This window comes from Holdemania massiliensis AP2, from assembly GCF_000327285.1.
In the GTDB taxonomy this organism is placed as follows: domain Bacteria; phylum Bacillota_I; class Bacilli_A; order Erysipelotrichales; family Erysipelotrichaceae; genus Holdemania; species Holdemania massiliensis.
Genome location: NZ_HE998569.1, coordinates 194,445 through 219,807 on the forward strand (window position 1 = coordinate 194,445; position 25,363 = coordinate 219,807).

At 46.7% G+C, this 25,363-nt stretch carries 24 protein-coding genes, 1 tRNA gene and 1 riboswitch; of the genes, 13 read left to right on the forward strand and 12 right to left on the reverse strand.

Going from position 1 to position 25,363, the window contains the following annotated elements:
• The first annotated feature begins 140 nt into the window (after nt 1-140).
• The 4 genes from BN162_RS13260 (at nt 141) to BN162_RS13275 (ending at nt 4,851) form a co-directional block, all read left to right on the forward strand.
• Nucleotides 141-1,760, forward strand: coding sequence for a nucleoside kinase (locus BN162_RS13260; RefSeq protein ID WP_020225613.1), 1,620 nt, complete (start codon nt 141-143; stop codon nt 1,758-1,760).
• Between the two features lie 96 nt (nt 1,761-1,856).
• Nucleotides 1,857-2,279 carry a helix-turn-helix domain-containing protein gene (locus BN162_RS13265; RefSeq protein WP_020225614.1) on the forward strand — a complete coding sequence of 141 codons (423 nt, stop codon included), beginning with the start codon at nt 1,857-1,859 and terminating at the stop codon, nt 2,277-2,279.
• Between the two features lie 204 nt (nt 2,280-2,483).
• Nucleotides 2,484-3,662 (forward strand): DNA-protecting protein DprA, encoded by a 1,179-nt coding sequence (locus tag BN162_RS13270; RefSeq protein ID WP_020225615.1) that lies wholly within the window; start codon nt 2,484-2,486, stop codon nt 3,660-3,662.
• Between the two features lie 127 nt (nt 3,663-3,789).
• A complete protein-coding gene (locus BN162_RS13275; protein ID WP_020225617.1) occupies nt 3,790-4,851 on the forward strand; it encodes a ComF family protein in 1,062 nt (353 codons plus the stop codon).
• A 92-nt stretch (nt 4,852-4,943) separates the two neighbouring features.
• Here BN162_RS13275 and BN162_RS13280 read toward each other — a convergent pair whose 3' ends face one another.
• The 4 genes from BN162_RS13280 to BN162_RS13295 all read right to left on the reverse strand — a co-directional run bounded on the left by BN162_RS13280 (nt 4,944) and on the right by BN162_RS13295 (nt 10,477).
• Nucleotides 4,944-6,713, reverse strand: coding sequence for an L-fucose isomerase (locus BN162_RS13280; RefSeq protein WP_020225618.1), 1,770 nt, complete (start codon nt 6,711-6,713; stop codon nt 4,944-4,946).
• Between the two features lie 47 nt (nt 6,714-6,760).
• Entirely contained in the window at nt 6,761-8,245 is a 1,485-nt protein-coding gene (locus tag BN162_RS13285; protein ID WP_020225619.1) for a rhamnulokinase, read from the reverse strand.
• Nucleotides 8,246-8,247: 2 nt separating this feature from the next.
• Nucleotides 8,248-8,934: a class II aldolase/adducin family protein gene (locus tag BN162_RS13290; protein ID WP_020225620.1), complete on the reverse strand. Its 687-nt coding sequence runs from the start codon at nt 8,932-8,934 to the stop codon at nt 8,248-8,250.
• Nucleotides 8,935-9,286: 352 nt separating this feature from the next.
• The gene (locus tag BN162_RS13295; RefSeq protein ID WP_020225621.1) at nt 9,287-10,477 is read right to left on the reverse strand and encodes a cation:proton antiporter; all 1,191 of its coding nucleotides are present in this window, start codon (nt 10,475-10,477) and stop codon (nt 9,287-9,289) included.
• A 71-nt stretch (nt 10,478-10,548) separates the two neighbouring features.
• Nucleotides 10,549-10,622, reverse strand: a riboswitch (Fluoride riboswitch).
• Nucleotides 10,623-10,798: 176 nt separating this feature from the next.
• Here BN162_RS13295 and BN162_RS13300 point away from each other — a divergent pair.
• Nucleotides 10,799-11,671 (forward strand): putative ABC transporter permease, encoded by an 873-nt coding sequence (locus BN162_RS13300; RefSeq protein ID WP_020225622.1) that lies wholly within the window; start codon nt 10,799-10,801, stop codon nt 11,669-11,671.
• 71 nt (nt 11,672-11,742) lie between these two features.
• Here the strand turns inward: BN162_RS13300 and BN162_RS13305 are convergent, their stop codons facing one another.
• Complete coding sequence (locus BN162_RS13305; protein ID WP_020225623.1) at nt 11,743-12,078, reverse strand: hypothetical protein; 336 nt, start codon at nt 12,076-12,078, stop codon at nt 11,743-11,745.
• Between the two features lie 196 nt (nt 12,079-12,274).
• Here BN162_RS13305 and BN162_RS13310 point away from each other — a divergent pair, with 196 nt between their 5' ends.
• The 5 genes from BN162_RS13310 to BN162_RS13330 all read left to right on the forward strand — a co-directional run bounded on the left by BN162_RS13310 (nt 12,275) and on the right by BN162_RS13330 (nt 16,425).
• A complete protein-coding gene (locus BN162_RS13310; RefSeq protein WP_020225624.1) occupies nt 12,275-13,195 on the forward strand; it encodes a hypothetical protein in 921 nt (306 codons plus the stop codon).
• Nucleotides 13,196-13,349: 154 nt separating this feature from the next.
• A complete protein-coding gene (gene ku, locus BN162_RS13315; RefSeq protein ID WP_020225625.1) occupies nt 13,350-14,159 on the forward strand; it encodes a non-homologous end joining protein Ku in 810 nt (269 codons plus the stop codon).
• Entirely contained in the window at nt 14,156-15,091 is a 936-nt protein-coding gene (gene ligD / locus BN162_RS13320; protein WP_020225626.1) for a non-homologous end-joining DNA ligase, read from the forward strand. Before ku ends, ligD begins: the two co-directional genes overlap by 4 nt.
• Nucleotides 15,092-15,149: 58 nt before the next feature.
• Nucleotides 15,150-15,698: a hypothetical protein gene (locus tag BN162_RS13325; RefSeq protein WP_020225627.1), complete on the forward strand. Its 549-nt coding sequence runs from the start codon at nt 15,150-15,152 to the stop codon at nt 15,696-15,698.
• Nucleotides 15,699-15,873: 175 nt separating this feature from the next.
• A complete protein-coding gene (locus BN162_RS13330) occupies nt 15,874-16,425 on the forward strand; it encodes a hypothetical protein (protein WP_020225628.1) in 552 nt (183 codons plus the stop codon).
• A 64-nt stretch (nt 16,426-16,489) separates the two neighbouring features.
• Here the strand turns inward: BN162_RS13330 and BN162_RS13335 are convergent, their stop codons facing one another.
• On the reverse strand, nt 16,490-17,317 hold the full coding sequence (locus tag BN162_RS13335) for a MurR/RpiR family transcriptional regulator (protein WP_020225629.1): 828 nt from the start codon (nt 17,315-17,317) through the stop codon (nt 16,490-16,492).
• 179 nt (nt 17,318-17,496) lie between these two features.
• Here BN162_RS13335 and BN162_RS13340 point away from each other — a divergent pair, with 179 nt between their 5' ends.
• From BN162_RS13340 to BN162_RS13350, 3 genes are all read left to right on the forward strand, one after another.
• Complete coding sequence (locus BN162_RS13340; RefSeq protein WP_020225630.1) at nt 17,497-18,201, forward strand: sugar isomerase domain-containing protein; 705 nt, start codon at nt 17,497-17,499, stop codon at nt 18,199-18,201.
• Nucleotides 18,202-18,487: 286 nt separating this feature from the next.
• Nucleotides 18,488-20,224 carry a gluzincin family metallopeptidase gene (locus tag BN162_RS13345; RefSeq protein WP_020225631.1) on the forward strand — a complete coding sequence of 579 codons (1,737 nt, stop codon included), beginning with the start codon at nt 18,488-18,490 and terminating at the stop codon, nt 20,222-20,224.
• Nucleotides 20,225-20,485: 261 nt separating this feature from the next.
• Nucleotides 20,486-20,562 (forward strand) — tRNA-Arg (locus BN162_RS13350).
• A 348-nt stretch (nt 20,563-20,910) separates the two neighbouring features.
• Here BN162_RS13350 and BN162_RS13355 read toward each other — a convergent pair.
• The 6 genes from BN162_RS13355 to BN162_RS13385 form a co-directional block, all read right to left on the reverse strand.
• Nucleotides 20,911-22,302: a tyrosine-type recombinase/integrase gene (locus tag BN162_RS13355; RefSeq protein ID WP_007862346.1), complete on the reverse strand. Its 1,392-nt coding sequence runs from the start codon at nt 22,300-22,302 to the stop codon at nt 20,911-20,913.
• Nucleotides 22,280-22,717, reverse strand: coding sequence for a helix-turn-helix domain-containing protein (locus tag BN162_RS13360; RefSeq protein ID WP_002569113.1), 438 nt, complete (start codon nt 22,715-22,717; stop codon nt 22,280-22,282). Before BN162_RS13360 ends, BN162_RS13355 begins: the two co-directional genes overlap by 23 nt.
• A 104-nt stretch (nt 22,718-22,821) precedes the next feature.
• On the reverse strand, nt 22,822-23,049 hold the full coding sequence (locus tag BN162_RS13365) for a helix-turn-helix domain-containing protein (RefSeq protein WP_002569114.1): 228 nt from the start codon (nt 23,047-23,049) through the stop codon (nt 22,822-22,824).
• Nucleotides 23,050-23,079: 30 nt separating this feature from the next.
• The gene (locus tag BN162_RS13370; RefSeq protein ID WP_002569115.1) at nt 23,080-23,460 is read right to left on the reverse strand and encodes a type II toxin-antitoxin system PemK/MazF family toxin; all 381 of its coding nucleotides are present in this window, start codon (nt 23,458-23,460) and stop codon (nt 23,080-23,082) included.
• A 487-nt stretch (nt 23,461-23,947) separates the two neighbouring features.
• Nucleotides 23,948-24,496: a sigma-70 RNA polymerase sigma factor region 4 domain-containing protein gene (locus BN162_RS13380; protein ID WP_020225632.1), complete on the reverse strand. Its 549-nt coding sequence runs from the start codon at nt 24,494-24,496 to the stop codon at nt 23,948-23,950.
• Between the two features lie 300 nt (nt 24,497-24,796).
• Nucleotides 24,797-25,333 carry a hypothetical protein gene (locus BN162_RS13385; protein WP_002592913.1) on the reverse strand — a complete coding sequence of 179 codons (537 nt, stop codon included), beginning with the start codon at nt 25,331-25,333 and terminating at the stop codon, nt 24,797-24,799.
• Nucleotides 25,334-25,363: the final 30 nt, after the last annotated feature.

Consider the following 25,363-nt stretch of genomic DNA (forward strand, 5'->3'; position numbering starts at 1 on the left):
TCACTTTCTTGTGACAAAATTTTTGAAATAAAGAATAGACTGTAACATCGGACTGAAACAGGGATTGCCTCCGACTGTGTAACTGTACGAATTTTGTCGGAATTATGCTATGATGGTAGAAAAGAAATGAGGGATGAGCTATGTTGACGCTTCGCTTCCCGGATCAAAGTGAAATTCAGATTCCGAAGGGAATGACTATCGCTCAGCTGGCAGCTAGCCAGGATCATTCCGCTTCGCTGGCGGGCGGAATTTTAAATGGAAAAGTTCATGATTTAAACTACCGCTTGAACAAAAGCGGGGCTTTTGAATGGATTCGTCTGGACAGCTTGATCGGACAGATGATGACCGAACGGACATTGAGCTTTCTGTTGATTACGGCAGTGCGGCTGTGCTTGAACGGAACGGATGTCTTGATCGAACATTCGCTGGCCGGCGGACTCTATGGCTCTTTGATTCGCAGTGAGTCGATCACTCCTTCGGAGTTAGAACAGGTGCGGACAAAAATCCAGGAGATGATCGATCATCATGAACCGATACTGCGGCGGGTAGTTTCAAAAGCGGAAGCGGTCGCGCATTTTGAAGCGTTGGGCATGCAGGACAAAGCCAGCCTGCTGCGTCAGCGGACGTCAGCGAAGTGCAGTATTTATACATGCGCTGGAGTGGATGACTATTTCTACGGCGTGATGCTTCCGGATGCCTCCTGGATCAGACAGTTTACCTTACAGGTGGTGCATCAGGGATTCTGGTTCAGCACAGAAAAAGCGTTCGTGGATCAGCCGAAATTGTTTGAAGTGTACCGTCAGTTTGAGCAGCGGGGGCGGGAAACCGGCATTTCCATGATCTCGCAGCTGAATGAAAAAATCCGGGAAGGTTATCTGCCCCAGATCATTGCCCAGAATGAAAAGCGGGTAGCGCAGGACTTGGGAAAGCTGGCGGATCAGATCGCAGCTCATCCGAATTTAAAGATCGTTTTGATCGCAGGCCCCAGCTCGGCTGGGAAAACGACGTTCTCCCGGCGTCTGGCACTGGCCTTGCGTGAGCGCGGCAAAGACCCGATTGCGATTTCTATGGATGATTTCTTTCTTAACCGCGAAGACAGTCCCCGTCTGCCGGATGGAACGCATGACTATGAGAATATCGAATGTCTGGATCTGAAATTGTTCAATGCCTCCATGGAAGCGCTGATCAGCGGTCAGCCGGTCGTGCTGCCGACGTATGATTTTAAGCTGGGGGAGAAACGCTTTATCCGTGAACCGCTGACATTGAAAACAGATCAGATCCTGATTCTTGAGGGGCTGCATGCCCTGAATCCGCGCAGCTCCGAGAAGATCGCAGAATCCGCAAAGTTCCGCGTTTATATCAACGCTTTGACGCATTTGAATTTAGACCGGCATAATCGTATTACAACAACCGATTATCGTTTAATCCGCCGGATGACGCGGGATTTTCAATTCCGCGGCCGCAGCGTTCAGGATACGCTGCAGGGATGGGAGCAGGTGAAGGCCGGCGAGGATCGGTATATCTATCCTTATCAGGAACAGGCTGATTTTCTGTTCAATACTTCCATGGATTATGAGCTGCCGATCTTAAAGACGATTCTGGCGCCATTGTTGGATCAGGTGCCAGTGGATGTACCGGAATATATTGAGGCCAACCGCATCCGCCGGCTGCTGGCCTACTTTGATGCTGGAGATCCTGCCTTTGTGCCGCATGATTCGATTCTGGCTGAGTTTATCGGCGGCAGTGTGTTTGAAGAATAATAGGGAAACTGTTGGTTGAGTCACTCCTACTTCCGGTCGATTGCGGAATTCGCAGTATTCAGGCTATGATGATATCCGAAAGCAAGGAGGAAGCTTATGAAACAATCAGGAAAGACGATGGGGATGTTAATCGCCAGTCTGCGCAAGGCTCAGGGTATGACGCAGGCTGAGTTAGCTGAGCGGATGCAGGTCACGGACAAAGCTGTGTCGAAATGGGAACGGGATTTATCCTGTCCGGATATTCAGTCGCTGCCCAAACTGGCAGAAGTGCTGCAGGTGTCCGCAGAGGAGCTGCTGCAGGGAGAGGTGCTGTCTGCCGCTGCCGCCGGAAAGTCTGTTTCATGGCTGGAAAAGATCAATTCTATTGTAGACGTGGTACTCAAGGCCATCGTGGTTGCCATGGGGATTGCGCTGATTGTTTGTTCAATCCTGAAAACCTTGGAACCTGCCAGCGGTTTTCAGTTGACGGGTTTGGGATTAGCCTGTGCTGGAATTTTATTTCTGCGTCAGGAAAAATAAGTTCGCACAAAATGAACAAGGCAGAATCGCTGTGGAATCTTCACAGCGTTTTCTTATTTCTATTTCAGAAAATAAAACTTAATACGGTTATCAAAGATAAGAAAACATAAATTCACTCTTGATAGTTATCAAGAGATAAAGTAGAATACAATTAAGTTAAAACGAATTATTTTAAAATGAAAATTAATTAAAGGTGGAATGTTTATGGATAGAAATCAAATCTTGGAATTGATGAAAGAAATCTATACCGCTGCTGAAGCTGCAGAATATCTTAACATTTCAACACAAAGGCTTCATCAGCTTGTTCAGGATGGTAGTTTAATACCAATTAAATCAAACAAGTCAGTGACTTTATTTTACAAGCCTGATTTGGATAACCGTAAAATATCTAACTTCTCCAATAGTAAAATCAATGACAATAATAATCACTTTGATATTAACGTTCCTTACGTGAGAGATGCTATTTTATATTTTACAATTCAACAATATTTTAACTGTAATGATAAAAGAACAGAACGATTTATTCAAGATTTAACAATTAACTTTGGTTTTGATTATCGCAATGGCTTAAAAAATAATATTCCTTTTTTGGCAAACCATTTACATGTTAAAGATGCAGATTTTTATCAAGTTTATGGAAAAGTTAAAAATAGTTTTTCAACTTTGACAGATGATGTCATTTTACTGGAAAAAGGAGGGACTCTTTATCCGAAACAGCTTGCAGATACGGTAGATGCACCACCTTATTTGTTTTTAAAAGGCGACGTCCATCTACTTGAAGAAAAATCGATTAGTGTTGTAGGAAGTAGAATTGCGTCCACTTCTTCATTGGAGAATACAGACCGGCTAGTAAGGTCGCTATGTCGGAGAAATCTAGTAATCAATGCGGGGCTTGCCAAAGGGATTGATACTGCGTCTCATACAGCAGCATTAAAATATGGTGGAAAAACGATTGCTGTAATCGGAACGCCTATTAATAAATATTATCCTAAAGAAAACAAGGAGCTACAGATTGAAATTGAAAATAATGGTTTAGTTGTATCGCAGTTTCCACCATGTAATGAAGTTTTTAAATGGAACTTCCCGACACGAAATGCAACAATGAGTGGGATTTCACTGGCAACAGTTATTATGCATGCCGGAGAAACCAGTGGTGCTTTAAAACAAGCTGATTATGCATTAAAACAAGGAAGAGACGTGTTGATTCCTAAATCTGCAGTTATGAATGAATCTTTAAAATGGCCACGCAATTATGTAGATAAAGGAGCAAAAGTTTTTTCTAATTTAAAAGAAATATTGATGATTTTAAATCATAATCAAGCCTTAGAAGATTGGTTTGATTCGACTAGTCTGGAGGAAGTTTCAGATGTGGAAATGGACTGATATTAATCATCTTAAAGCTATCATATTAGATGGAGATACATTGGATAAGGATTACATGCTTTATGACTATTCAATGCTAATTCCAGGATGTAAAGTCTATCCAGTCACAACGGACAAATAAGAAGGAATGATTTCTTATTTTGATATAACTGCATTGCTTGGCTATTTGTTGCAGAATGCGAATTGTGATTCTTTTCAAATTTTATCTATCAGCAGCAATCCGCAATTTTTGAAAGAAATGATGCAAAATCATATAGGAACAATTTATGCTGGCTGTTTTAAACGTGAATATTTAAAATATACGCCAGACTTTACGAATAAAGAATTTAAAAATCTCCCAAGTATATTATCCAATACAAGGTATGGATATGCTGCTGAAGTTATCGCTTGTAATGAATATGCGAAGAAAAAGAATTTGTTGAGTTGTGAAGCAAAGTTAAAGCTAAATAATGGGGATATTAAAAATTTCAAATTGTATTTTGGTGGAAGATATTACGCAAAAAACCACAGGTATTTATCCGATGATCCTTTGTCTACATTGATTCTTGAATTTAAAAATAAGCCTGTAAAAGCGATCAGTGAATATTTTGATCAGGCTATTGAATTCTTGCGCCCTTTTGAAACAATGGATATCTTGACCTATGTACCACTAAAACCTGACGAAATTGCAGCCCATCGATTTAATCGCTTTGAATCTTTAGAGCTCAATCGTTGTCAACATGATAATCTAGAGTTGTGTAGTATTGTTACTTGTTGTAGAAGCTTTTCTCAAAAGCGTAATGATACAATTCACCGTAACGAAAATGTTAAAGGGGTTTATGCTATATCTCAGAATATTCAAAATAAAAAGATTTTAATTATCGATGATGTATATTCTACGGGAGCCACGATAACAGAGATTGTTAAAACGCTTTATGAAGCAGGAGCTGCCTATGTAAGTGCCTTATTTATTGGTGTAAATCAGTTAACAGAGAGTCCTGCTAACCTATATCAAGCACCTATTTGTTCTGCATGCGGAGGTAAGCTTCAATTACGTCTAAACAGTAAAACAAATCAGTTGTTTTGGGGGTGTGCTAATTATGGCAGAGGATGTCATGTTACAAAAACATGTGAACAGGGTTTACAGGAAATGAGATGGGTAAACCGGCTAAATATAGCTGATTTTAAAGATCTTGAAGATTACTATTAATCTTCTCTGATACTGGTATTCCTTTCCCAAAAAAGTTGAAATATAAAAAAACGAAGGAATTTGCCGCCTTCGCTTTTCTGACGTTCTAAGAATTATTTATACAGCGGGCCATAAGCAGCGCAGGCACGATAGTCTGCACTCTCAAGATCCTTGGTGCCAAAAGCTGCCCAGCTGTGCGGACGGAACAGTTCGCCGTCCTTTAAATTATGCATCGAAACCGGAATTCGCAGCATGCTGGCCAGGGTGATCAGATCCTTGCCGATGTGACCATAGGTGAAGGTACCGTGATTTGCACCCCAGTTAGCCATCACGGAGTACACATCTTTAAAGGCTGGATTCGTTTCATCCAGGCGCGGAACAAACCAGGTTGTCGGCCAGGTCGGATCGGTGCGCTGATCGAGAATCTTGTGCATTTCCTCATCCAATACCACAGTCCAGCCTTCCGCGATCTGCATGACAGGGCCTACACCCTGAACCAGATTCATCCGCACCATTGTGACCGGCATTTCCGCATGAGTTCTGAAATGCGAAGAGAAGCCGCCGCCGCGGAAATAGCCAAGATCCGCCGGGCACCAATCAGTCGCTTTCAGACACGCATCAATATCCGCTTCGGTCATTTCCCACCAGGTTTTCATTACACCCTGGCCGTTTTCATCCTGGGCGCAGCCGGTGGCATCCAGCGCGGCGGCTCCGGAGTTGATCAGATGGATAAATCCATTCGCGGCCCGGCCTTCCGGTTTGCGTCCGACTACCCGTTCCACCGCATCCGGACTCCAGTATGTCCGCACATCGGCAAAGATGCTGGCACGATGGTTCAGCAGCTTTTCAAACAACATCGCAACTCCGTTGAGCGTATCGTTTTCAGTCGCTAAGATTAAAGGTTCCTTTTTGCCATTCCAGTTAAAGGAGGAGTTGGTGATGGCTTCCGCAAAGTCACCGTTAGGCATATAATCCGTCCACATCCGCTGACCCTGGAAGCCGCCGGCGATGGCATTGCGTCCGATCGCTTCCTCATGCCGGCCGATTTCGTTCAGCTTGTCGTTGCCTAACATAATGTCGCGGATGATCATTGTCATTTTGGTCACGAACTGCCATTGCTTTTCCTTCTCTTCTGCGCTATATGGCTTAGCATTCTTATCAAACCCTTCCGGGCAATTCGCCTTCACCCAGGCATAAGCTCGTTCATATTCTTCATGATCGTAGATTTCCAGATTAACGCGGCGGAGGATCTCGGACATATCAACCCATTCGGCCCGGATGCCCAGATATTTTTGGAAGAAATCCGGGTCGCAGCAGCTGCCCATAATGCCCATCGCAATCGCGCCGATATTGACATAGGCTTTGTTGCGCATTTCGCCAACCGCCACCGCACAGCGGGCGAAGCGCAGGATCTTTTCTTGGACATCGGCCGGGATCGAGCTGTCATTGGCGTCCTGAACGTCATGGCCATAGATTGAAAACGCTGGCAGGCCTTTCTGCGCGTGCGCAGCCATGACGGCCGCCAGATAAACCGCACCCGGTCTTTCTGTTCCGTTGAAGCCCCAGACTGCCTTGATGGTTGTCGGATCCAGATCCATGGTTTCTGATCCATAACACCAGCAAGGGGTGACGGACAGCGTGCCGCAGACATGTTCGCGGCTGAATTTATCCGCGCATAACGCCGCCTCCCGGCCCCCGCCAATCGTTGAATCCGCGATCACCACCTGAACCGGTGTGCCGTCGGAATACGTCAGATTGGCTTCGATCAAAGCTTTGGCTGCTTTGGCCATGCCCATCGTCTGCTCTTCCAATCCTTCACGAATGCCGCCCCAGCGGCCATCGATTGTCGGACGAATACCAATCTTGCATTTACTTAATTCCATTCTGATTTCTTCTCCTTTTCTTGTTATTTTAGCGCCGGCTTTGAAGTTTATGCCTGAGCATAATCCCGCATCTGCGCCTGAATTTGTTTGAGCTGTTGGATCTGCGCTTCCATGGATTTCTCTGGCAGCGTCGTGATGATTTTTTCACTGTTTTGAATCAGTTCCGTGATTGCCGCATGATCGCTGACTAAACCTTCACGGATCAGCTGTATGGCGATATTGCCCAGCGCGGTCGCTTCCACCGGCCCGGCAACAACCCGCTTGCCGGTGGCATCGGCGATCTTTTGCCGCAAGGTGGCGGACTGACAGCCGCCGCCGACCATATACAGCGTATCTGAAGGCTGCTGCGTCAGGGCTTCCAGCTCGTCAAACGCCAGCTTCATCTGGACGGCCAGGCTCTGGTAGACGCACCAGAACAGTTCGCCGGGTGTCTTGGGCAGCGGCTGACCCGTTGCTTTCAGAGCATCATGAATCCTTTCGATTGTCTGTCCCCATTCCCGGAAGGTCGCGGCCTGGGTGTCGATCAAACCTTCATAGCTTTGAGCCTGACCCATCATCGCTTCAATTTCGTCGTAGGAAAACGGCATGCCCTGCCGCTCCAGCTGGGCTTTGCATTGCTGGATAATCCACAGCCCCGTACAGTTTCGTACCAGGCGGGTCTTGCCGCCAGGACTGCCTTCGTTGGAAACACCCAGTTTGGCGCTGGCCTTGGTGATGACCGGCTGATCCAGAATTTGTCCGAGTATCGCCCAGGTTCCGCAGCTTAAGAATAACGGATGCGGATCCACCGTCGGCAGGGCATAAATAGCACTGGCGGTATCATGCGCTCCGCACAGAACAACGTCCACCTGTCCCAAACCACATTCCTCAGCAATTTCCGCTTTTAAGCAGCCCAGCACCTCGCCGGGATAGCGCAGCGGGGCAAACAGTTGCGGACGCAGGCCTAAGCGTTGAAGCAGTGCTTCATGGATCCCGGTGCGTTGGGGATTAAGACATTGCGAAGTGGAAGCAATCGTAAACTCACAGGCCTGTCTGCCGGTCAGGAAATAACCGATCAGATCCGGCAAAAACAATAATCGGTGCGCCCGTTCCAGCACTTCGGGCCGTTGCTTTTTAAGCGCGGCCAGCTGCATCAGCGTGTTAATTTCATCCGGAGTGTTGCCAGTCTGGGCAAACAATTCCGGCATGGAAAGCACAGAGGAAAGTTCCGTAAGAATTCCGCGGGTTCGCTCATCCCGATAACAGACCGGATTTTCGATTAGCCTGCCGCTTTCGTCCAGCAATCCGAAATCCACGCCCCACGTATCGATCGCCAGCGATTTTACCTCATAATGCTGCCCCGCCAGCGTGAGACCTTTTTTGATCTGGTTGAATAAGTACAAAACATCCCAATACAACGAACCGCAGCAGCGCACTGGCTCGTTGGCAAAACGATGAATTTCATGACAGCGCAGCGTCTTTCCCTCGATCAGGGCGGCGATCACGCGGCCGCTGCTGGCGCCTAAATCAATCGCAAGTACGCAAGGTTCCATCGCTATTTCCCGGAATATTTCTTATAGCCCGGATGTTTTCCGGTAACATGATAAGTCGTATCGCGCATCGTGATCAGGCGGTCGATGTTTTCCCGCGCGATATCCTTCACCCCGCCTAACAGCCGGGCATTGAGCATGATCTTGGCGGTCAGTTCCAATGTTTCCATGCGGTAATACGCGGTGATCAGATCACAGCCCACCGTTAACGCGCCATGATTTTCCAACAGGATAACATCGTGCTCTTTCAAGTAAGGGGCAATGCCCTCCGGAACTTCATTGGTTGACGGCGTGCCGTAAGGCGCAATCGGAACAGAACCGATCGCAATGACGGATTCGATCATCGCATAGTCGTCCATCGGGACATGCGCGCAGGCAAAACCCGTCGCTGTGGCAGGATGGGCGTGAACCACCGCTCCGACATCCTCCCGTTCTTGATAACAGCGCAGATGCATTTTAATTTCGCTGCTCGGCCGATAACCTTCTAAGGCTTCCAGCACCTCTCCCCGGCCGTTGATTTTGATCAGCTTGTCCGGCGTGATAAAACTTTTGGAGATGCCGGTCGGTGTCGCTAAATAAAGATCCTCACCGATCTTGACGGACACGTTGCCGTCATTGGCTGCGACCCAACCCTGCTGCCACATCTTGTGGCATACATCGCAGATCTGTTCGCGAATTTCTTGTTCATTCATGATGTTTCATCCTCCCTGTAAGTTAATTGTGGCATAATCGCAGGGCGCATGCAAGCCTAGAATGAAACCGCTATCACACAGAATCGCCATTGATCAAAATACACGGCTGAAAAACGTCGTTGGTAGGCGGATCTTTGAAATTCGCGGTCTTATTCATCAGTAAAACGTTCTTTGAATTTTCTGTGAAAATCCGGTCAGCATGGACTTTTTACCCAAGCATAATCAGAAAGAAATCAGAACCGATTGAGGCTGATGAAAGGCAAAGGGAGTCCAATGAAGAAGGCGGGCCGAAAGACCAAGCATAGCCTGAAAAAGGGAAAATCCCGACTGTATTCAGCAGGGAAAGACCGGTTTATACAGATTCCTTTTCCGGCTTCAGCCATCGTCGATAAGTGAGATCGATGCCCAATGCGCCTAAAGGCGCCGTGATTAAGATCGCGATCACAGCAGCGCTTAAAACAAGCTCGCCGCAGGCTAGACCTAAACTTAACGGCACCGCTCCGATCGCCGCCTGAACTGTGGCTTTGGGACAATAGGCGATCATGCAGAAAACGCGTTCTTTCCGGTTCAGCGGCGTTTTGATCAGACACAGGGCCACCGCTCCCATACGCAGCAGCAGCGCGCTGAAGATCAGAAGGATCAGTGGACCTCCGGCTTTGACAAGATAGGCGGGATTCACCACCGCTCCGACCAGAACAAACAACATCATCTCTGCCCCTACCCACAAGCGTGAGAATTTCTGCGACAGCCGTCCTGCCAAGAGCGAATATCGGCTGTAAATCGCGATCCCCATCGCCATGATGGCCAGCAATCCGGAAAACGGCAGAAAGGCCTGCAGCCAGTTTTCCGCTTCCAGCAATAAAAAGGCCACGCTCATCAGAATCAGAACCTTGATCGAATCCCGCAGATGAACTCTGCGGAAAAACCAGCACAGAAGCAGACCGGTGATCGCTCCGATAAAAAGACCAGCCAGAATCGAAACAGGAACCTGCAACAGTCCCACAGCCGATCCCGACTCCCCTTGAGCCAGGGACAGAAAGCTGGAAAACAGCACGATGACCAAGACGTCATCCGCGGAAGCGCCCGCCATGATCATCTGCGGGATCGACTGTGCCGTACCACGCTTCTCTTCCATCAGCTTCAACATTCGCGGCACGATGACTGCCGGAGAAACAGCCGCGATCACCGCTCCCATCACCGCACATTCGATTGCCGACAAGCCCAATAACCCCGGGCCCAGCGCAACATAGCCGACGATCTCAATGATCGCGGGTACAAAGCACAGTAAGATCGCCGGCCGGCCCACACGTTTTAAATCGTTCAGGTCCAGCGCCAGCCCTGCCCGTAATAAAATCAAGACCAGCGCCAGTTGACGCAGATCGGCCGCAATCGTCATTAGCTGCGGCGATAACCAATTTAATCCATACGGGCCTAATAAAATACCGGTTAAGATCATCCCCAACAACCCCGGCAGATGCAGACGCTGCAGAAGCTGACTGAAAAGAATCCCGACTAAAAATAAGCATGCCAGACTCGTTAACATGTTTTTTCCTCCTTTTAAAGTGTCCTATGGTGGAGCTGCCAGCCGCAAAAAAAGCTGACGACCTATGCGAAAAACACATAGAAGTCATCAGCTGTGAAAGCGGTTTAGGCCAATCGCCAGGGGAGACATCATTCCCTGTCTATGATTAAACCTGATTTTCGACACAATGTCAAGATTGTAAGAAATCCGGCAGTTGTTGCGAATAGCCGCAGCGTGTATAATGAGGTACAGGCGAAAGCCTGAACTTTTAATAAAAGGACCGGGAATGCGACTGAAAGTCGGCTTCCTGGCGTAGAATAATCACGAAACAGGAGGGGTATTATGATCGAAACTCCGGATCAGGCGGTGATCTTGTTTTTTATTTACAGCTTTTTGGGATGGGTTTGCGAATGCATCTATTGTTCAGTCGGACAGCGAAAATGGATCAACCGCGGTTTTTTAGCAGGTCCCTATTGTCCGATTTATGGCTTCGGCGGGGTCTTTGTGCTGACCTTGCTCGAACCTGTCGCGGATAGCTTCTGGATGGTTTTTCTTTGGGGCGTGGTGATTACCAGCACTTTGGAATATCTGACCAGTTATGTGATGGAAAAGCTGTTTCATACCCGGTGGTGGGATTATTCCCGCTATCGCTTCAATCTGAACGGCCGCATTTGTCTGTTAAACTCAACGTTATTTGGCTTGATGTGTTTATTTGTTGTCTACATCATTCATCCGCCGATCTTGAATGCCGTCCAACAGATTCCGATTCAGCTGCTGTGGGTGATGAACGCTGCGCTGTTGATCTATTTTTCCACCGATGTCTTCAAAACAGTCCATGCTCTGCTGCGGCGCAACAAGGAATTCGTCGAATTGGAAAAGTGCATGCAGGAGCTGCGTGAAGCGATGAAAAATGTCGATCAGCTGGGCGAGGAGATCCCGTTTTATGAACGCGTTCAGGCTGTGATGGATTCCACCGATGCCGACGAACAGCTGGCAGCGATGATTAACAAAATGGTCAGCCGCATTGATTTGATGCCGAAGCGAACTTTCAAGATTCGCTCTCGTTTAAACAAAGCATTCCCGCATCAGGTTAATCCGGAATTCTCCAATGAATTTCGTGCCTGGGTGGATCAGACCCGCAACCGTACAAAAAAAGCCTTTGATGAAAAGAAGGACGCAATTGTGGAAAAGATCGAAAATACGCTGGGCCGCTGAGGGCGGTTTGAGCATCAAAAAAGAAAATCCGCGGAAACTCTGCGGATTTTTGTGTGGGATAAACGCTTGGCTTAATGAGAAGAGGCGGCAGATTGCCCGACTTCAATGGATTCTGCGGGCACCAGCTGATCCAGAAAGGAAGCCGGCATTTTAATATACAGAAAAAGCAGTTCGGCAGGAATCAAGGAAAGCAGAGGCAGCGTGAGCGAAATATGAAAAATAAAGATTGCCGCTCCGTTAACGATCAACAAATAAATCAGGCGGAAAAGGTAACGCTGCCGGCGCGTTTGAATGCGCTCGTCCAGCAGTGCATCATTGCCGGTATAATCCCGATCCTTAAGGGTGACCACCGGCTGATGCCGTTCCACAAATAACAGATAGGTAGGATAAGCTTTCAAACTTTTCATGAATAGGCATCTCTTTTCTTGCAATCTTCAAGTTTTCAGCTGGAAAGAGCTGAACTTTCCTTTATAATAAAAGTATAAAGAAATTCCTGAATAAAAACAAGACTTGTGCGTTTGATAACAAATGTTCAAACGACGGATTTTGTTTTAAAACTGGCGGTCAGAGTAAGTTGAAACCAAAAAGAAAAGAGGAAAAGAAATGAATAAAAATAGGTTAGCCGGCAGATTCGCAGCTGGACTTGCGCTTCTTATGTTGAGTTCAGCGTGTCAGTCAGCCCCGAATCCGACACCGCTGCCGTCCGACGTCCCATCCCAATCAAAGGAGTCCGTTTCAACGCCGGAGCCAACGCTTACGGAATCGGAGATTCCCACGTTTTTCTTCTCCAACTTTGAGCTTGACGTGAAGAAGGAAAGTCAGGCACAGTTGATTTCTTTCTTTGACCTGGCGGAAGGCTGTACGGTAGATAATCCGAAAGAGCTACGGGAGCCAGATGCGGCACTGAGCTCGCTGATTCAGCAGCTCGTCGAGGCGATCAATACACGGAATACAGATTTATATAATTCGCTTTTTGCGCAGGAAGAAGCCCGGCTGGACCGGCTGCCAGTCATGCCTGAGATTCAGGAATATACAATCCATCCGCAGGCTGACTTTACCCTCGTAGATATGACATGGCTGGATGGTGATCAGACGCTGCACTCGCAGTATTGGCTGACATTAGATCAAACCAACGGTTTAAAAATTGACCGGCTGCGGGAAATTCCGGATTGTGCGGATCGGAGTACAGTAAGCATGGGGGACGCTGCGCAGCTGAGCGAAGAATTTGTCACGGCTTTGCGGTCGTCCGATTATTTTGCGGTCTTAGCGTTTTTTCCAAGAACCGCACCTTGTTATCCGCAGAATGCAGAAATCTGGAATGCGGTGACGATGGAATCGGCAGAGGTTCAGGAACTGACATCGGCAGGCACCTGGACTGCGGCCTTGATTACGCTGCAGATCGAGGATCCTGGCTGTACTGGGCTTATCGAAGGGAATCATACGTATTGTCTGGTCATGGAAAATATCGGCGGATCCATTGCGATCGAAGGCTTCTATTGGATTCCGGAGGCCGCATCGGCATAGATTTTGCCGCTGGATGCAAATAAAATGAAACATAAAGGAGAGGCGGGGGTCAGAATGGAAAGACCGTCGTTTCTTTTTCATCTCAGAGCTGCATGATGGCCGTAATTAAATCTCAGTGAATCATCCATACTAACCCTGAAATGGGGTGATCTGCATGCCAAGTGCGCATAAAGGTGCGATATCATTCGGATTGGTTCACATCCCGATTCAGCTGCAGGTAGCGGTGCGGGAACATGATCTGAGCTTTAATCAGCTGTGTAAGAAAACCGGTGAACGGATCCGATATAAAAAATACTGTCCTTCCTGCAATAAGGAAATCAAGCAGGAGGAGATTGTCAAAGGCTATGAATATGAGAAAGATAAATATGTCATCATTACCGCTGAGGATCTGGAAAAAATCCAGACGGAAAAAGATAAGACGATTCAGATTTTGAAATTTGTGAAAGAAGCGGAAGTGGATCCAATTTACTTTGAGAAAAATTACTATGCTCAGCCCGATAAGCAAGGGCAAAAAGCCTTTGATCTATTGCGTGAGGCGATGCTTGCCACCAAGAAAGCCGCGGTGGCCCGCACGGTGCTGGGAACCAAGGAAGCGCTGCTTTTGATCCGGGCTACAGAGGATGGGATGCGCGTGACTTCGCTGTACTTTGAAGATGAGATCGTCACGGCCCCAGCCAAGACGGCAAGCAAGCTGACCAAAGCCGAGGTGACGATGGCGAAGCAGCTGATTGATCAGCTCAGCGGTCCGTTTGACATTGCGGATTATCAGGATGAGTACCAGGAGCGTCTGCGCAGCCTGATCGAACGGAAAATTCATGGTCAGGAAATCGTCAAGGTTAAGGAAAAGCAAAGTGTGCAGGCTGTTGATCTGATGGAAGCGCTCAGCCAGAGTCTGAAGCAGAATACCGCGGGTGCGGCGAAGGCGAAAACGGCGCGGAAGCGAACCGGGAAGAGCTTATCATGAGTGAATTGTTTGATCAGCATGGCTATGCGCCGATGTTGATCGGCCGCAGCGAAGAAGCCTTTGACAGCGAGGATTATCTGTATGAAATCAAATGGGACGGTACGCGGTGTCTGGCCTACTGTTCGGATCATACGGAGCTGATCAACAAGCGGGATAAGCTGCTTAACGATCAGTTCCCGGAGCTGCTGAACTTGCATCGCTGTCTGCCCAAATCCGCTGTGCTGGATGGGGAAATTGTTGTTTTTCATGATGGAAAACCGGATTTCTACGCCCTGCAGCGAAGAGAAATGCTGCGCAGCGCCTTCCGTGTCCGGCTGGCTCAGGATAGTGATCCGGCAACGTTTATCGTCTTTGATATCCTGGAGTATAACGGCAAGGATCTTACCGGTCTGCCTTTAGTTAAGCGCAAGGAAAAGCTGAAATCTTTCAGACAAAGTGAAACGGCCGTGTGTTCGAGAACCTACCTGCAGGAAGGCAGGCAGCTGTATGCCTGGACGCAGGCGCAGAATCTCGAGGGCATTGTCGCCAAAGAAAAAGATAGTCTTTATCAATGCGGCCGGCGTACCAGCTCATGGATTAAGATAAAAAATCTGAAAGATGAGGATTTTGTGATCTGCGGCTATTTACAGAAGGAACGGAATGTGCTGAGTTTGGTACTGGGACAATACCAGGGCAGAACGCTGGTCTATAAGGGGCATGTTACGCTGGGCGTCAGTGAAACTCTGCTGCGGCGAAAACTGCCGGTCACTTCGCAGTGTCCATTTCCTGAGGAACCTCAACATCATGAACGGGCAGTCTGGCTGAAGCCCAAGCTTGTCTGTACGGTGAAATACATGGATAAAACCGCGGCAGGTTCACTGCGTCAGCCGGTACTGAAGGGGCTGCGGGATGATAAACAGGCTGTTGAATGCCAAATTGATGAAAATCGTTAGAATACTCTTTCTTTAAATAAGAAAAAGAAGTACAATAAGATCAGGAAGGAGGCGGAACATGAAGACGGTATTTCAGGTGTTTGATTCCGCAAATCTTGATCGGTGCCGGTTTTATATCGGTATGACATCATTTCTGGTCTTTTTCTTTTTCTTCATTGCCATGATTTTACAGGATAGTTTTTGGTTGATTTTAGCGGGGATTGCGATCCTGGGATGGCTGGCCGCGATGGCTTTCTGGCTGCGGAAACGCCAGAATATCAGAGCCTTTCTTCAAGCGCATCCGCTTCATGAGCCATATTGCTGCATCGATACGACAGTTTTCAGCGAACAGGAAATTCTTTCAGCCAGCTTGGATCGACTGACGGCCTGTACTTATTCCGAAGTGATTCGGGTTTTCCACAATGATAATCCATGGGAGAAGACCCGTCCGGGATATAAAGGTCTGCATTCAGTCAGTCTGGAAACGCAGAAGGGGGCGATTCTGGTCCGCGTCAGCAATGCGCAGAAAGCGGAATTGTTAACTCGTTGGATCAGGGGCAAAAAAGAAGACAACGGCACTGTCCGTCTGGAAGAACTGGGTAACTGGTCAGTGAAAACACGTTTCTAATTTCTGAGTCAATATGAAAAAACTTTTATTGCAGCCCAAGGCCCAGACCGCTGTCCAATGAAAGTTTTTTTTGATTGATCAAAGCACAGACCTATAATTTGTGATACACTAAGGTCATAAAATCACGGTGATGAAACGCTTGACCAGAATATTCTGGTGAAAGGAGAAAGCGGTTATGAAGAAGATCAGAATGATTTTGCTTGGACTGAGTTTGGCGGTGGTCTTCGCCGGCTGCGCTCAATCCCAAGCACCCGCCTCAGATCCAACGCCAATGCCAACGGCAGAGTCAGAAAAGAAAAGACTGACAACGTATACATTCACGGATGAGGCTTCCGGTGTTCAATTTACAGCGGAAGTACCCGATGCGTGGAAAAAAACAGAGATCTTCAGTCAGTCTGGCGATGAAAATCAAGAAGTCAGTCCCTCAGCCGGCGTTCAGTTTTTATTCAGCGATGACGGCAATCAGCTTTTTTCCATCATGGCGGCGGTGAACGTCCCCTTTGACGTTGATGAGAGTCTGTTTGATTCCCAGCCTTATCAAACGGAAGCGGGTTTGGAAGGTCAGCGCTATACAAGCGAGCGTGATGGGCAGATCATGGAATATTTCATTTTCGGCACAGGTGAAACGCTGCCGCAGATGTTTGCGGTTGTGATCTTAAATACAGACAACTATGCGCTTTATCAGGCTGATATCGAGCATGCGGTAACGTCTTTGAAAATTGTCTGATAAAAAAAGCAGTCCTGTCAGGAAGACCCTGGCGTGCTGCTTTTTTTTGAGATCCATGTTTTGTTTATAATTTACGGTCTGACAACATTTCGGCGCGTTCAATTGTCTTGCTGAATTTGTTGAAATTGCTCTTCATGATGTTCAGATACAGCGCGTCAATCAGATACAGTTGAGAACAGCGCATGGTTGTTACGTTTAAGCGCGTTTCAGTTTCAAAAGAGACAGTCTTTAGGATGAGATCGGCATAGGTGTGCAGCGAATTCTTCGCCATGCGCGTCATCGCAATGATCGGCATTTCATTTTCCTTGGCAATCGAAGCCGCCTTAATGACCTCCCGTGTTTCACCCGACTCCGAGATCAAAAACAAAACCGTATCTTTGCGCGACTGATCGATCAGGGAATAAATCGTATGCGGCGTCTGACTGGTCACGCAAAGTAAGCCCATCTTAACCAGCTGATTGGCCAGGTATTCGCAGAATAAATTTGAGCTTCCAATCCCGAACAAAATAATCTTCTTGGCTTTGATCAGCATTTCGCAGGCCTGCTGGATTGTTTCTTCCTTGTTGTTCTCAAAAGTCACCTCAACGATATCATGATACTGCGCAATAATTTTGCGGTTGGTGTCATTCATAGATTCGTTAACCTGGATTTCTTCTCTTACTAAATCCTGGCGCGGGATGGCCGACAGATCCGCTAAAAGTTCCCGGAAACTGTTGTAGCCCAGCTTCTGAGAAAAACGAATAATGGTTGACTGGCCGATGTGCGTATTCACGGCGAGCTGATGTGAGGTGATTGTCCGGATTTCATCAATATGGTCTAGGATATAATCCGCGACCAGTCTTTCGGACTGCGTTAAATCCTGATAAACAGCTTTTAATTTTGCTTTAAACATGGGTATCCCCCTCTTGTCTTATGATTCAATTATACAGAAAAGTTTGGATAACTACAAATAAGTTAATCAAAAAAACAAGTTAACACCTTGACAGATCCCCAAGAATGCAGTAATCTATGGGTAAATAATCCATATGTATCACCGATATCTGTGGATAAAATATCCAAGGAGGAAGAAAGATGGAGAACAAAGTTTACGGCGTCGTCGAGGGTCTTATTCAAAAACTGCAGTCCACACAGGAAGAAAATGTGGAAAAAACAGCCCGGCTGTTTGCGGATGCGCTGAAAAACGGCGGCATGCTTCAGGCTTTTGGATCAGGTCATTCCCAAGCGGGAGCTAGCGAACTGTGCTTCAGAGCGGGCGGATTCATTCCCACCAAACAGATTAAAGAACCTGCCGGCGGTGCTTATGAAGGCATTGAAGGCGTCGGCACATCCTTCATGAAAAAAGTAGATGTTCGTCCGAATGACGTCATCGTTTTGATCTCCAACTCCGGCCGGAATCCGCTGCCGGTTGAAATCGCTCTGGCGGCTCATGAAAAGGGCGCCAAGGTTGTCGCGATCACCTCGCTGGAAGCTTCCAAGAATTTAACGCCGAAGCATTCCTGCGGCAAGAACCTGTGGCAGCTGGCGGATGTCGTCATTGACAACTGCGTCATGGATGGCGATGCTTCCATTGATGTTGAAGGATTGGATACACGGATCTGCGGCATGTCTGCGATCACGACGGCGATCTTGATTCAGGCCTGCGTTTACCGTACAGCGCAGATGCTGCTGGAAGAAGGTATTGTACCGCCGGTCTTCAAGTCACAGAATATCGATGGCGGACCGGAATATAACGATCGTCTGCTGGCTCAGTATTTCGACCGCATGTACCACATGTAATTCAACGAACTAAGCGAGGATTCCCTCACCTCTGCCGGCGGAGGGAGAAATCGCTTAACGGCAGGGATGGGCATCGATCCCGCACGGCCATGAAGTCAAACGGATCTGCAAAAAGATCAAAGTCGGCAGCGCTGCCGTGTCATGACCAGCGATATAGGATTCATCGTGTGTTTGAAATAAGTTCAGAGCCGAAAAGGGGAATTCAAGTGCAGAATTCCTTTTTTCATATTATAATAAAAAAGATCAGGTTCTTTGCCCCGGCGGCAAAGGGCTAGAAAGGAAAATCATGAAGAAAGAGAAATTTTCACTGAGCAGGCTGATGCTTGCGCTGCTGGCGGCATTCAGTTTACTGCTCAGCGGCTGCGGCGCACCCTCTGCACCTACGGCTTCAGCTACACCAACACCTCCATCTTTAGAGGCCAATTCTGTTGAACATCAGCAGGTTGCCTTTGCTGACATGGCTTATGTCCGGCCGGATCTGGAGGCTTTAGATCAGAAGATTGCCGATTGTCAGGCTATGGCTGCAGAAGAAGGCAAGGAAAGCGAACTGCTTGCCATGTATGATGAGATTCTGGATGACATCCGGAATTTGGATGCCATGGACACGCTGGCGACCATCCACTACAACCTGGATACGACGGATACGTATTATGAAGAAGAAATGACCACGCTGGATAATTATTATACGCGTTTGGACAACAAGATGAACGAACTGACCGAAACGATTTTAGCGTCCGGATATCAAGACGCCGCGAAGGCAGCTTGGGGCGATGCATTTATCGAACGTTATGAGTTTAATTCCAAACTGAACTCGCCGGAAATTGAAGCTTTAAGCGAACAGGAAAACGATCTGGTTACGCAGTATACGAAGCTGCTGGCTTCGGATTATACAACGGAGCTGAACGGTCAGACAGTGACTGTCGAGGATCTTGACCTGAACACCGACGAAGGCATTCAGGCTTATACTGAAATCTATGAGAAGAAGAATGCAGAATTAGGCGGGATTTATCTGCAGCTGCGGGATCTGCGCATTCAGATTGCACAGACGCTGGGCTATGACAGTTACACAGATTACGCTTATGATGTTCTGGGCCGTGATTACACCCCGGAAGATGCCCGCAATTTCAGCGAAAAGGTCAGAACTGAGCTGCTGCCGGCATTCGGACAGATGATCAACGCGAATTATAACGAATTGATCTCTGCTTTAACTTCGATGCAGTCGGGTGATGGCGATCTGGAAGCGGTATTGCCGATTCTTAAAACATCGCTGCAGAAGGAATTCCCGAGCAAGATGAGCGAGGCGTTGGATTATATGCAGAATAATAAGCTTTATGATTTCAGCAATGAGCCGAACAAAATGCATGCGGGCTACACAACCTTTATTAATGATTATTCCGCGCCGTTCATGTTCATTAATTCCAATGATTACCGTAATGCGGATACGGTCATTCATGAATTCGGTCATTATTACAATTTTTATCTGATGCCTACGATCAGCTGGAATGACAGCAACAATCTGGATGCTGCGGAAATTCATTCGCAGGCGCTGGAGCTGCTGATGCAGCCGTATTATGATCAGTTCTTCGGTGCCGATCAGGCGGAAGGGCAGAAGATCTATTCAATTTACAACATGCTCAGCTCCATTCTTCAGGGCTGCGCTGAAGATGAATTCCAGCAGGCTGTTTTTGCCAATCCGGATTTAACGCTGGAAGAGGTCAATCAGCTGCATTCAGATATTTTTTACAGCTACACCGGAAACGAACTCTATTATGAATGGGTTGAGATTCATCATCATTTTGAAACACCGTTCTACTATATCAGTTATGCCACCTCGGCAATTTCTGCTCTGGAGATCTGGGCTCAGAGCGTGGACGACCGGGCAAAAGCCTTGTCCACCTACAACCAGATTACACAGTACACGGTCAATTTCAAATATCGTGATGCCTTAGTCGGCAGCGGATTGAAAGATCCGTTTACTTCCGACTGTGTCAGTGAAATTGCAGAAAAGGTTAAAGGTCTGTAAGACTGGAAATGCTTTGAGGAAGCAGGGAAATCTCTCTGCTTCTTCTTTCTTTTTAGAAACCAAAGAAGTCATCAAATTAGGGCTGGAAAAGCGGGACAGAGTTGGTTATAATTAAACATACGAGAGATGCGGGTGTTATTAAGCGCCGGCGTAAGTCTTGTTTCCGTAGCTCAGCTGGATAGAGCACCGCCCTCCTAAGGTTGTGCTCTACCAGCTGCCTTACGGGGAAAAGTGATCGTTGCCAGTCTCAATTTAATATAAGTCTCTGTAGCTCAGCAGGATAGAGCGTTCGCCTCCTAAGCGAAAGGCCGTGGGTTCGAATCCCGCCAGGGACGCCAGCAAACACGCCGAAAACCTTTGATTTATCAGGGTTTTCGGCTTTTCTTATTTCTGCGGCTTTTGTGGCTTTTTTGCAAAAAACCTTGGTTTGCTAACATTTGCTAACGAGATTTGGCCTTTTGCTAAGAAAGGCGGTAAGTCAGAGGTTCGATTTTTACCAAAGGAACTTGCAAACATTTGTTAGCAGAAATTAGAGGAAGTTGCAAACAAAATCGCGAATTTGCTAACATCGCTCAAAAATGCTTTCAGAACCTTGCTAACAAAAAAAGTGTTTGGTCACTGTGCAAAGTGGTTCAAACGAAGAAAACCTCTCACAAAGTGAGAGGCGTTCTTCTGAGGGAGGGACTTTATAAAGCTTTTGCCAGCTGCTTGAGCAGTGCGGCAGTTTCGGGATTTTTAAGCAGTTCCAGTATCTTCGCTGCATCACTTTCATCACTTTCAGTGACGGCAGTATCCGCAGTTTTAGGCTCTGTATCTTCAACAGGGTCAGGAGTCTTGGATGAGTAAAATGCTTCCTCCAATCGCTGAGCGTTTATGCAGCGATCCTCGTCGATGATGTGAGAGTAGACATCTGCAACCATTTTTACCTGAGCATGACCAGAGTCGCCCTGGACGGATTTCATATCGCCACCATTGAGTTTCAGCTTGTAGGTGATACTGGAGTGACGGAGAGAATGGAATACAACATGAGGCAGTCCGTTTTCTTTGATAAGTTTATTGAAAGCACGGTTAATCACCTGGCTTTCCATCGGACGGCCATTGCTGGAGCAAAAGACCAGGTTATTGTCGATGTATTCATCTCCAAACAGATCCATCAGCTCATCAATTTCTTTTTTTCTCTCTACCAGCATATAGGCAACTGTTTTCGGCAGGTACACGCGGCGAATACTGGTTTTGGTTTTAGGCTCTTTCAGGACCAGAGCAGTATGGGTACTGGCTATGCAAGGTGGAAACTTCTTAATAACACCTTTGTCGCTCAAATCGTCCAATGCACCTCGTGTAACCCGTTGCAGCTCTTTGTTGACGAATATATAAGCTGAACCATTTTCTATGCTCTGTGGTGCAATATCAATGCAGTCCCAGGTAAGGCCCAGCATTTCACCAATGCGTAAAGAGCAGGAGAACGCCAGATTTAAGGCAAGGGAGAGGATAGGATCATCACAGACTTCCATAGCCTTGCTCAGCGTTTCGGCAGTCCATATATCCCGTTCTTTATGTTCTTCTTTGGGAAGTGTCGCATTCAGGACAGGGTTACGGCTGATTAGTTCCCAACGCACCGCCTGATTAAAGGCACTGCGAAGTAGCTTGTGAATTTCTCTTACTGTATGCGGGGTCAGATATTCGCTTGTGGGTTTGCGGTTGTTGACGCTTACCGTTTTCACAGAGAGCAGATCACGGTAATACTTATCCATCATCCTTGGAGTGATGTCGGATAGTAACATATCTCCGATAATAGGAGTTATGTAGTTTCTCGCCAGACCACGGCGGCTTTCATATGTTGACATTGCCCAGGTATTTACACCATAGATGGACATATATTCATCGAGCAGATCGTTCAGGGTCTTTGCCGTAGGAATAAAGAAGGTTCCAGAGTCCTGCTCATACTCAATTTGCTTTTTTCGTTTTTTTGCTTCTGCATTTGTGCTGAAGGTTTCCCAACGCTGTCTGCGTTTTCCGTTTTCATCTGTGTAATCATACACCACAGAATATTTGCTTTTACGCTTCACGATAGATGCCATTTTCATTGCTCCTTTCTGAGATTTTCACATAATGAGTTTGCTTTTGATACCAGGCTTCAAAACTGCTGGTAATGATACGAATTCTTCGATCAATCAAGGTCGTCTCAAAATAGCCCCTTTTAACAAGGTCATAAGCTGTGCCAGATTTCAGCCCCAAAAGATCCGCCATTTCCGGAACTGACATCGTAGTATGCCTCCATTTCTCTCCGGGCGGTGTACCATCCACTTTTTTATAGTGGAACTGGCCGGCATACCAATCTTCAAAGCTATCCAGCATAACTCTCATTCGTCCGGCCACTTGAATTGTTTTGAAATAGTTCTTTTTAACCAACCAGTAGGATTCTACTTTACCAAGCCCAAGCATTTTGCCCATCTCTGGTACAGACATACTGGTCTTTACTCTTTGTTTTTGCATGGCTTTTGCCTCCTCTATAAAGTTTTTCTTGCTATGGCCTCATTGTAAGAGAAAGCAGAAAAAAAGTTAAGGATGTCGATTTGGAGATCGGCATCCTTGACAAATCATTCATCTGCGTGATCCAGCCAGTCATCAAAGCTCTTTTTGGAAATGCGGATATGACCGCCGACTCTGACGCTGTGGAATACACCCTGTTTTACCAGATTATATGCTGTGGGACGACTGATACCCAGAATGTCCTGAATCTCATCGACCGTATAGGTTCTTTTGTCATAGCTGACAGGATTTTGTTCATTAAAGCGGTTCAATTCCGCAATTCTTGCTTCAAACATAAAAACGCCTCCTTTATCCGGTAAGTGGCCTTACGGAGCCTCCATTTCCTCCGGAATATGAATATCTAAACTAACTTGCAGAGCATCATCAATCGCTCTCATTTCTTCGCGAGATACGCGCCCAATGTACGATAAAACACGCCTTTTATCAATCGTTTTAATTTGCTCCAGCAGAACAACAGATTTCAGTCCAAGCTCTGGAACGCTCTCCAGTGCATAGTGTGTGGGCAGCTCCTTTTTCTTAATCCATTTACTGGTGAGTGGAGCTACGATCAAAGTGGGGCAGAAAAAATTCCCCACATTGTTTTGAAGAACCAGGACAGGACGGGTGCCGCCTTGCTCTGATCCAAAATAAGGGTTCAAATTGGCATAATATAAATCCCCACGCTTATAAATCCAATCTTCTTTCATGTTCATCCTCCTATGTTTTGAGATTTGATTATGTAAGAAGGAGGCTCTGCAAATTACAGAGTCTCCTTCAATTTAGCGCCTGTTTTATCCCTTACTTGTCCACGACACCCCAGGGATTTGGGTAATCATTAAGCCGCAGGTGGCTGGCCTGCTTCTCAGGAGTTTCACCTCCACTTCGTTTGGTCTTACCCATGGCCTGCGACGGTTATTATCACGCTCGGACTATGGCTGTAAGAGAGCTTTCCTCCTTGTTATGCCATGACCGGATGCCATCCGATGTATTCCAGCCTGATATATTTCTGATAAACCGAAAACTCATCTATACAGCAAAAATGGGTTGGCCTGTTATGCGAGTGGCAGCTCTCAGAAAATATACCGCTGATGTAGCGGCTATTACGCCCAAAGAGGATCAAACTTAATGATTCGTATATGAGGTTGTCAAGGTGCAAGTGAAAGGATTTCCCTCTCACTTGCTACTGCCACTTTTTTAGAAAATCGCAACCAACTTTTTTATTTTTTCTTCAATTTTTTTCAATCGCTTATCTGCGGCTTGCCGAGTAATACCATATCGTTGGGCTAAACAAGTTGCATTTGGTATTTTCATTTCATAATAGGACAATATAAAATTTCGTTCTGCTGGACTCAGTTTCAATAGAGCTTGGTGTAAATCCTCAAGAAGTAAATTCTGAATAGCTTGTTCCGCAGTATCAACAGATTCATCCACAAACAAATCTGTATCCTGATAACCTTCCTCTGTGCCGTCACGATCTCCCACATGAGAAGCCGGGAATATAGAGCGACTTTTCTCATGTTCCTGGAGATAGCGGCTGTGGCGGTCCTCCTGTTGGTATTTTTCAAAATCTTTGCGAGAACATTCCATGATAATGCGGTCATCTTCATCACGGAACATTTTGACTGTTTCAACAAAAAAGCGCCCAGTAAAGCAACCATTGCGGCGTGCCTTACTGAACGCTGAAAAACTGATTTCCTCCCATTCCTGTGGGCTGTTATTTTTCCAAATGAATACTCTCGTCATATCCTTTCCTCCGTTCAAATTCTTGGTAGTCAGCGAATTTGAACGGTGTCATGGATATTTTGCTATGTACGCCTCCCAGCGCATACCGGCCTCCTAATACCGGGCAAAGAAAAAGGCCGGAAGTGTTTTCACCTCCAGCCATGTTCCTGCCGCCATATTGCAGCAGGAATGAAAAAAGCCCGGTTAATGCCGGGCCTTATGTAGAAAAGTATTCAATTTAGCGCATTCCTGCCACTATAACAAGTATAGCAGGTCGGAAGTCGGAAGGGAGTAGGGATTAGGTCGGGGATTTGTCGGGATTTAGTCGGGATTTAGTCGGGGCAGCTCCTCCAGGACTTCTGGAATAGAATATCCAAACAAGCAAACAGAAAATAAATAGATGGCTTCTCGTTTTCGGTCATAAAAGACACTGCGCTCTATATTTAGTTCTTCCAGCAATTCTTTCTCTGTACTGTTGAACCGATAGATAAATTGCTTAGTCAAAATTTCATAGTAAAGTTCTCCTCGATCCGGATACCGTTTCAGACGAAGGAGTGCACGGTCAATAATATTGACTAGCATTTGATTTTGAACAAGGCAGCAAACTTTTTCTTCAAAGGCTTGCAGTTCAATATCTGGTGCAAAATTTTCAAGATAGCAGAGGCCAGACTCTATATCTTGTTCTCCCATAATCCAAGCAGTTTCTTGTAATTCTTCTGCCCGTTCACTCAGAACCCAGACTACATCACGGTAAATCTTTAGAATCAGCTTACTTCTATGAAACGCAGCGTCGCTGTTAAGCCCCAAAGCTGTTAGCCTGCTGTTACATTTTTGGATTGTTGTGCTTTCTTTTCTCATAGAACATCCCTCCTTGTTCGCAATATTGCG

What these genes read in the sequence shown, in the direction of transcription:
- BN162_RS13260 (WP_020225613.1), top strand. Translation starts at nt 141, where the DNA reads ATGTTGACGCTTCGCTTCCCGGATCAAAGTGAAATTCAGATTCCGAAG.
- BN162_RS13265 (WP_020225614.1), top strand. Translation starts at nt 1,857, where the DNA reads ATGAAACAATCAGGAAAGACGATGGGGATGTTAATCGCCAGTCTGCGC.
- BN162_RS13270 (WP_020225615.1), top strand. Translation starts at nt 2,484, where the DNA reads ATGGATAGAAATCAAATCTTGGAATTGATGAAAGAAATCTATACCGCT.
- BN162_RS13275 (WP_020225617.1), top strand. Translation starts at nt 3,790, where the DNA reads ATGATTTCTTATTTTGATATAACTGCATTGCTTGGCTATTTGTTGCAG.
- BN162_RS13280 (WP_020225618.1), bottom strand. Translation starts at nt 6,713, where the DNA reads ATGGAATTAAGTAAATGCAAGATTGGTATTCGTCCGACAATCGATGGC.
- BN162_RS13285 (WP_020225619.1), bottom strand. Translation starts at nt 8,245, where the DNA reads ATGGAACCTTGCGTACTTGCGATTGATTTAGGCGCCAGCAGCGGCCGC.
- BN162_RS13290 (WP_020225620.1), bottom strand. Translation starts at nt 8,934, where the DNA reads ATGAATGAACAAGAAATTCGCGAACAGATCTGCGATGTATGCCACAAG.
- BN162_RS13295 (WP_020225621.1), bottom strand. Translation starts at nt 10,477, where the DNA reads ATGTTAACGAGTCTGGCATGCTTATTTTTAGTCGGGATTCTTTTCAGT.
- BN162_RS13300 (WP_020225622.1), top strand. Translation starts at nt 10,799, where the DNA reads ATGATCGAAACTCCGGATCAGGCGGTGATCTTGTTTTTTATTTACAGC.
- BN162_RS13305 (WP_020225623.1), bottom strand. Translation starts at nt 12,078, where the DNA reads ATGAAAAGTTTGAAAGCTTATCCTACCTATCTGTTATTTGTGGAACGG.
- BN162_RS13310 (WP_020225624.1), top strand. Translation starts at nt 12,275, where the DNA reads ATGAATAAAAATAGGTTAGCCGGCAGATTCGCAGCTGGACTTGCGCTT.
- ku (WP_020225625.1), top strand. Translation starts at nt 13,350, where the DNA reads ATGCCAAGTGCGCATAAAGGTGCGATATCATTCGGATTGGTTCACATC.
- ligD (WP_020225626.1), top strand. Translation starts at nt 14,156, where the DNA reads ATGAGTGAATTGTTTGATCAGCATGGCTATGCGCCGATGTTGATCGGC.
- BN162_RS13325 (WP_020225627.1), top strand. Translation starts at nt 15,150, where the DNA reads ATGAAGACGGTATTTCAGGTGTTTGATTCCGCAAATCTTGATCGGTGC.
- BN162_RS13330 (WP_020225628.1), top strand. Translation starts at nt 15,874, where the DNA reads ATGAAGAAGATCAGAATGATTTTGCTTGGACTGAGTTTGGCGGTGGTC.
- BN162_RS13335 (WP_020225629.1), bottom strand. Translation starts at nt 17,317, where the DNA reads ATGTTTAAAGCAAAATTAAAAGCTGTTTATCAGGATTTAACGCAGTCC.
- BN162_RS13340 (WP_020225630.1), top strand. Translation starts at nt 17,497, where the DNA reads ATGGAGAACAAAGTTTACGGCGTCGTCGAGGGTCTTATTCAAAAACTG.
- BN162_RS13345 (WP_020225631.1), top strand. Translation starts at nt 18,488, where the DNA reads ATGAAGAAAGAGAAATTTTCACTGAGCAGGCTGATGCTTGCGCTGCTG.
- BN162_RS13355 (WP_007862346.1), bottom strand. Translation starts at nt 22,302, where the DNA reads ATGGCATCTATCGTGAAGCGTAAAAGCAAATATTCTGTGGTGTATGAT.
- BN162_RS13360 (WP_002569113.1), bottom strand. Translation starts at nt 22,717, where the DNA reads ATGCAAAAACAAAGAGTAAAGACCAGTATGTCTGTACCAGAGATGGGC.
- BN162_RS13365 (WP_002569114.1), bottom strand. Translation starts at nt 23,049, where the DNA reads ATGTTTGAAGCAAGAATTGCGGAATTGAACCGCTTTAATGAACAAAAT.
- BN162_RS13370 (WP_002569115.1), bottom strand. Translation starts at nt 23,460, where the DNA reads ATGAAAGAAGATTGGATTTATAAGCGTGGGGATTTATATTATGCCAAT.
- BN162_RS13380 (WP_020225632.1), bottom strand. Translation starts at nt 24,496, where the DNA reads ATGACGAGAGTATTCATTTGGAAAAATAACAGCCCACAGGAATGGGAG.
- BN162_RS13385 (WP_002592913.1), bottom strand. Translation starts at nt 25,333, where the DNA reads ATGAGAAAAGAAAGCACAACAATCCAAAAATGTAACAGCAGGCTAACA.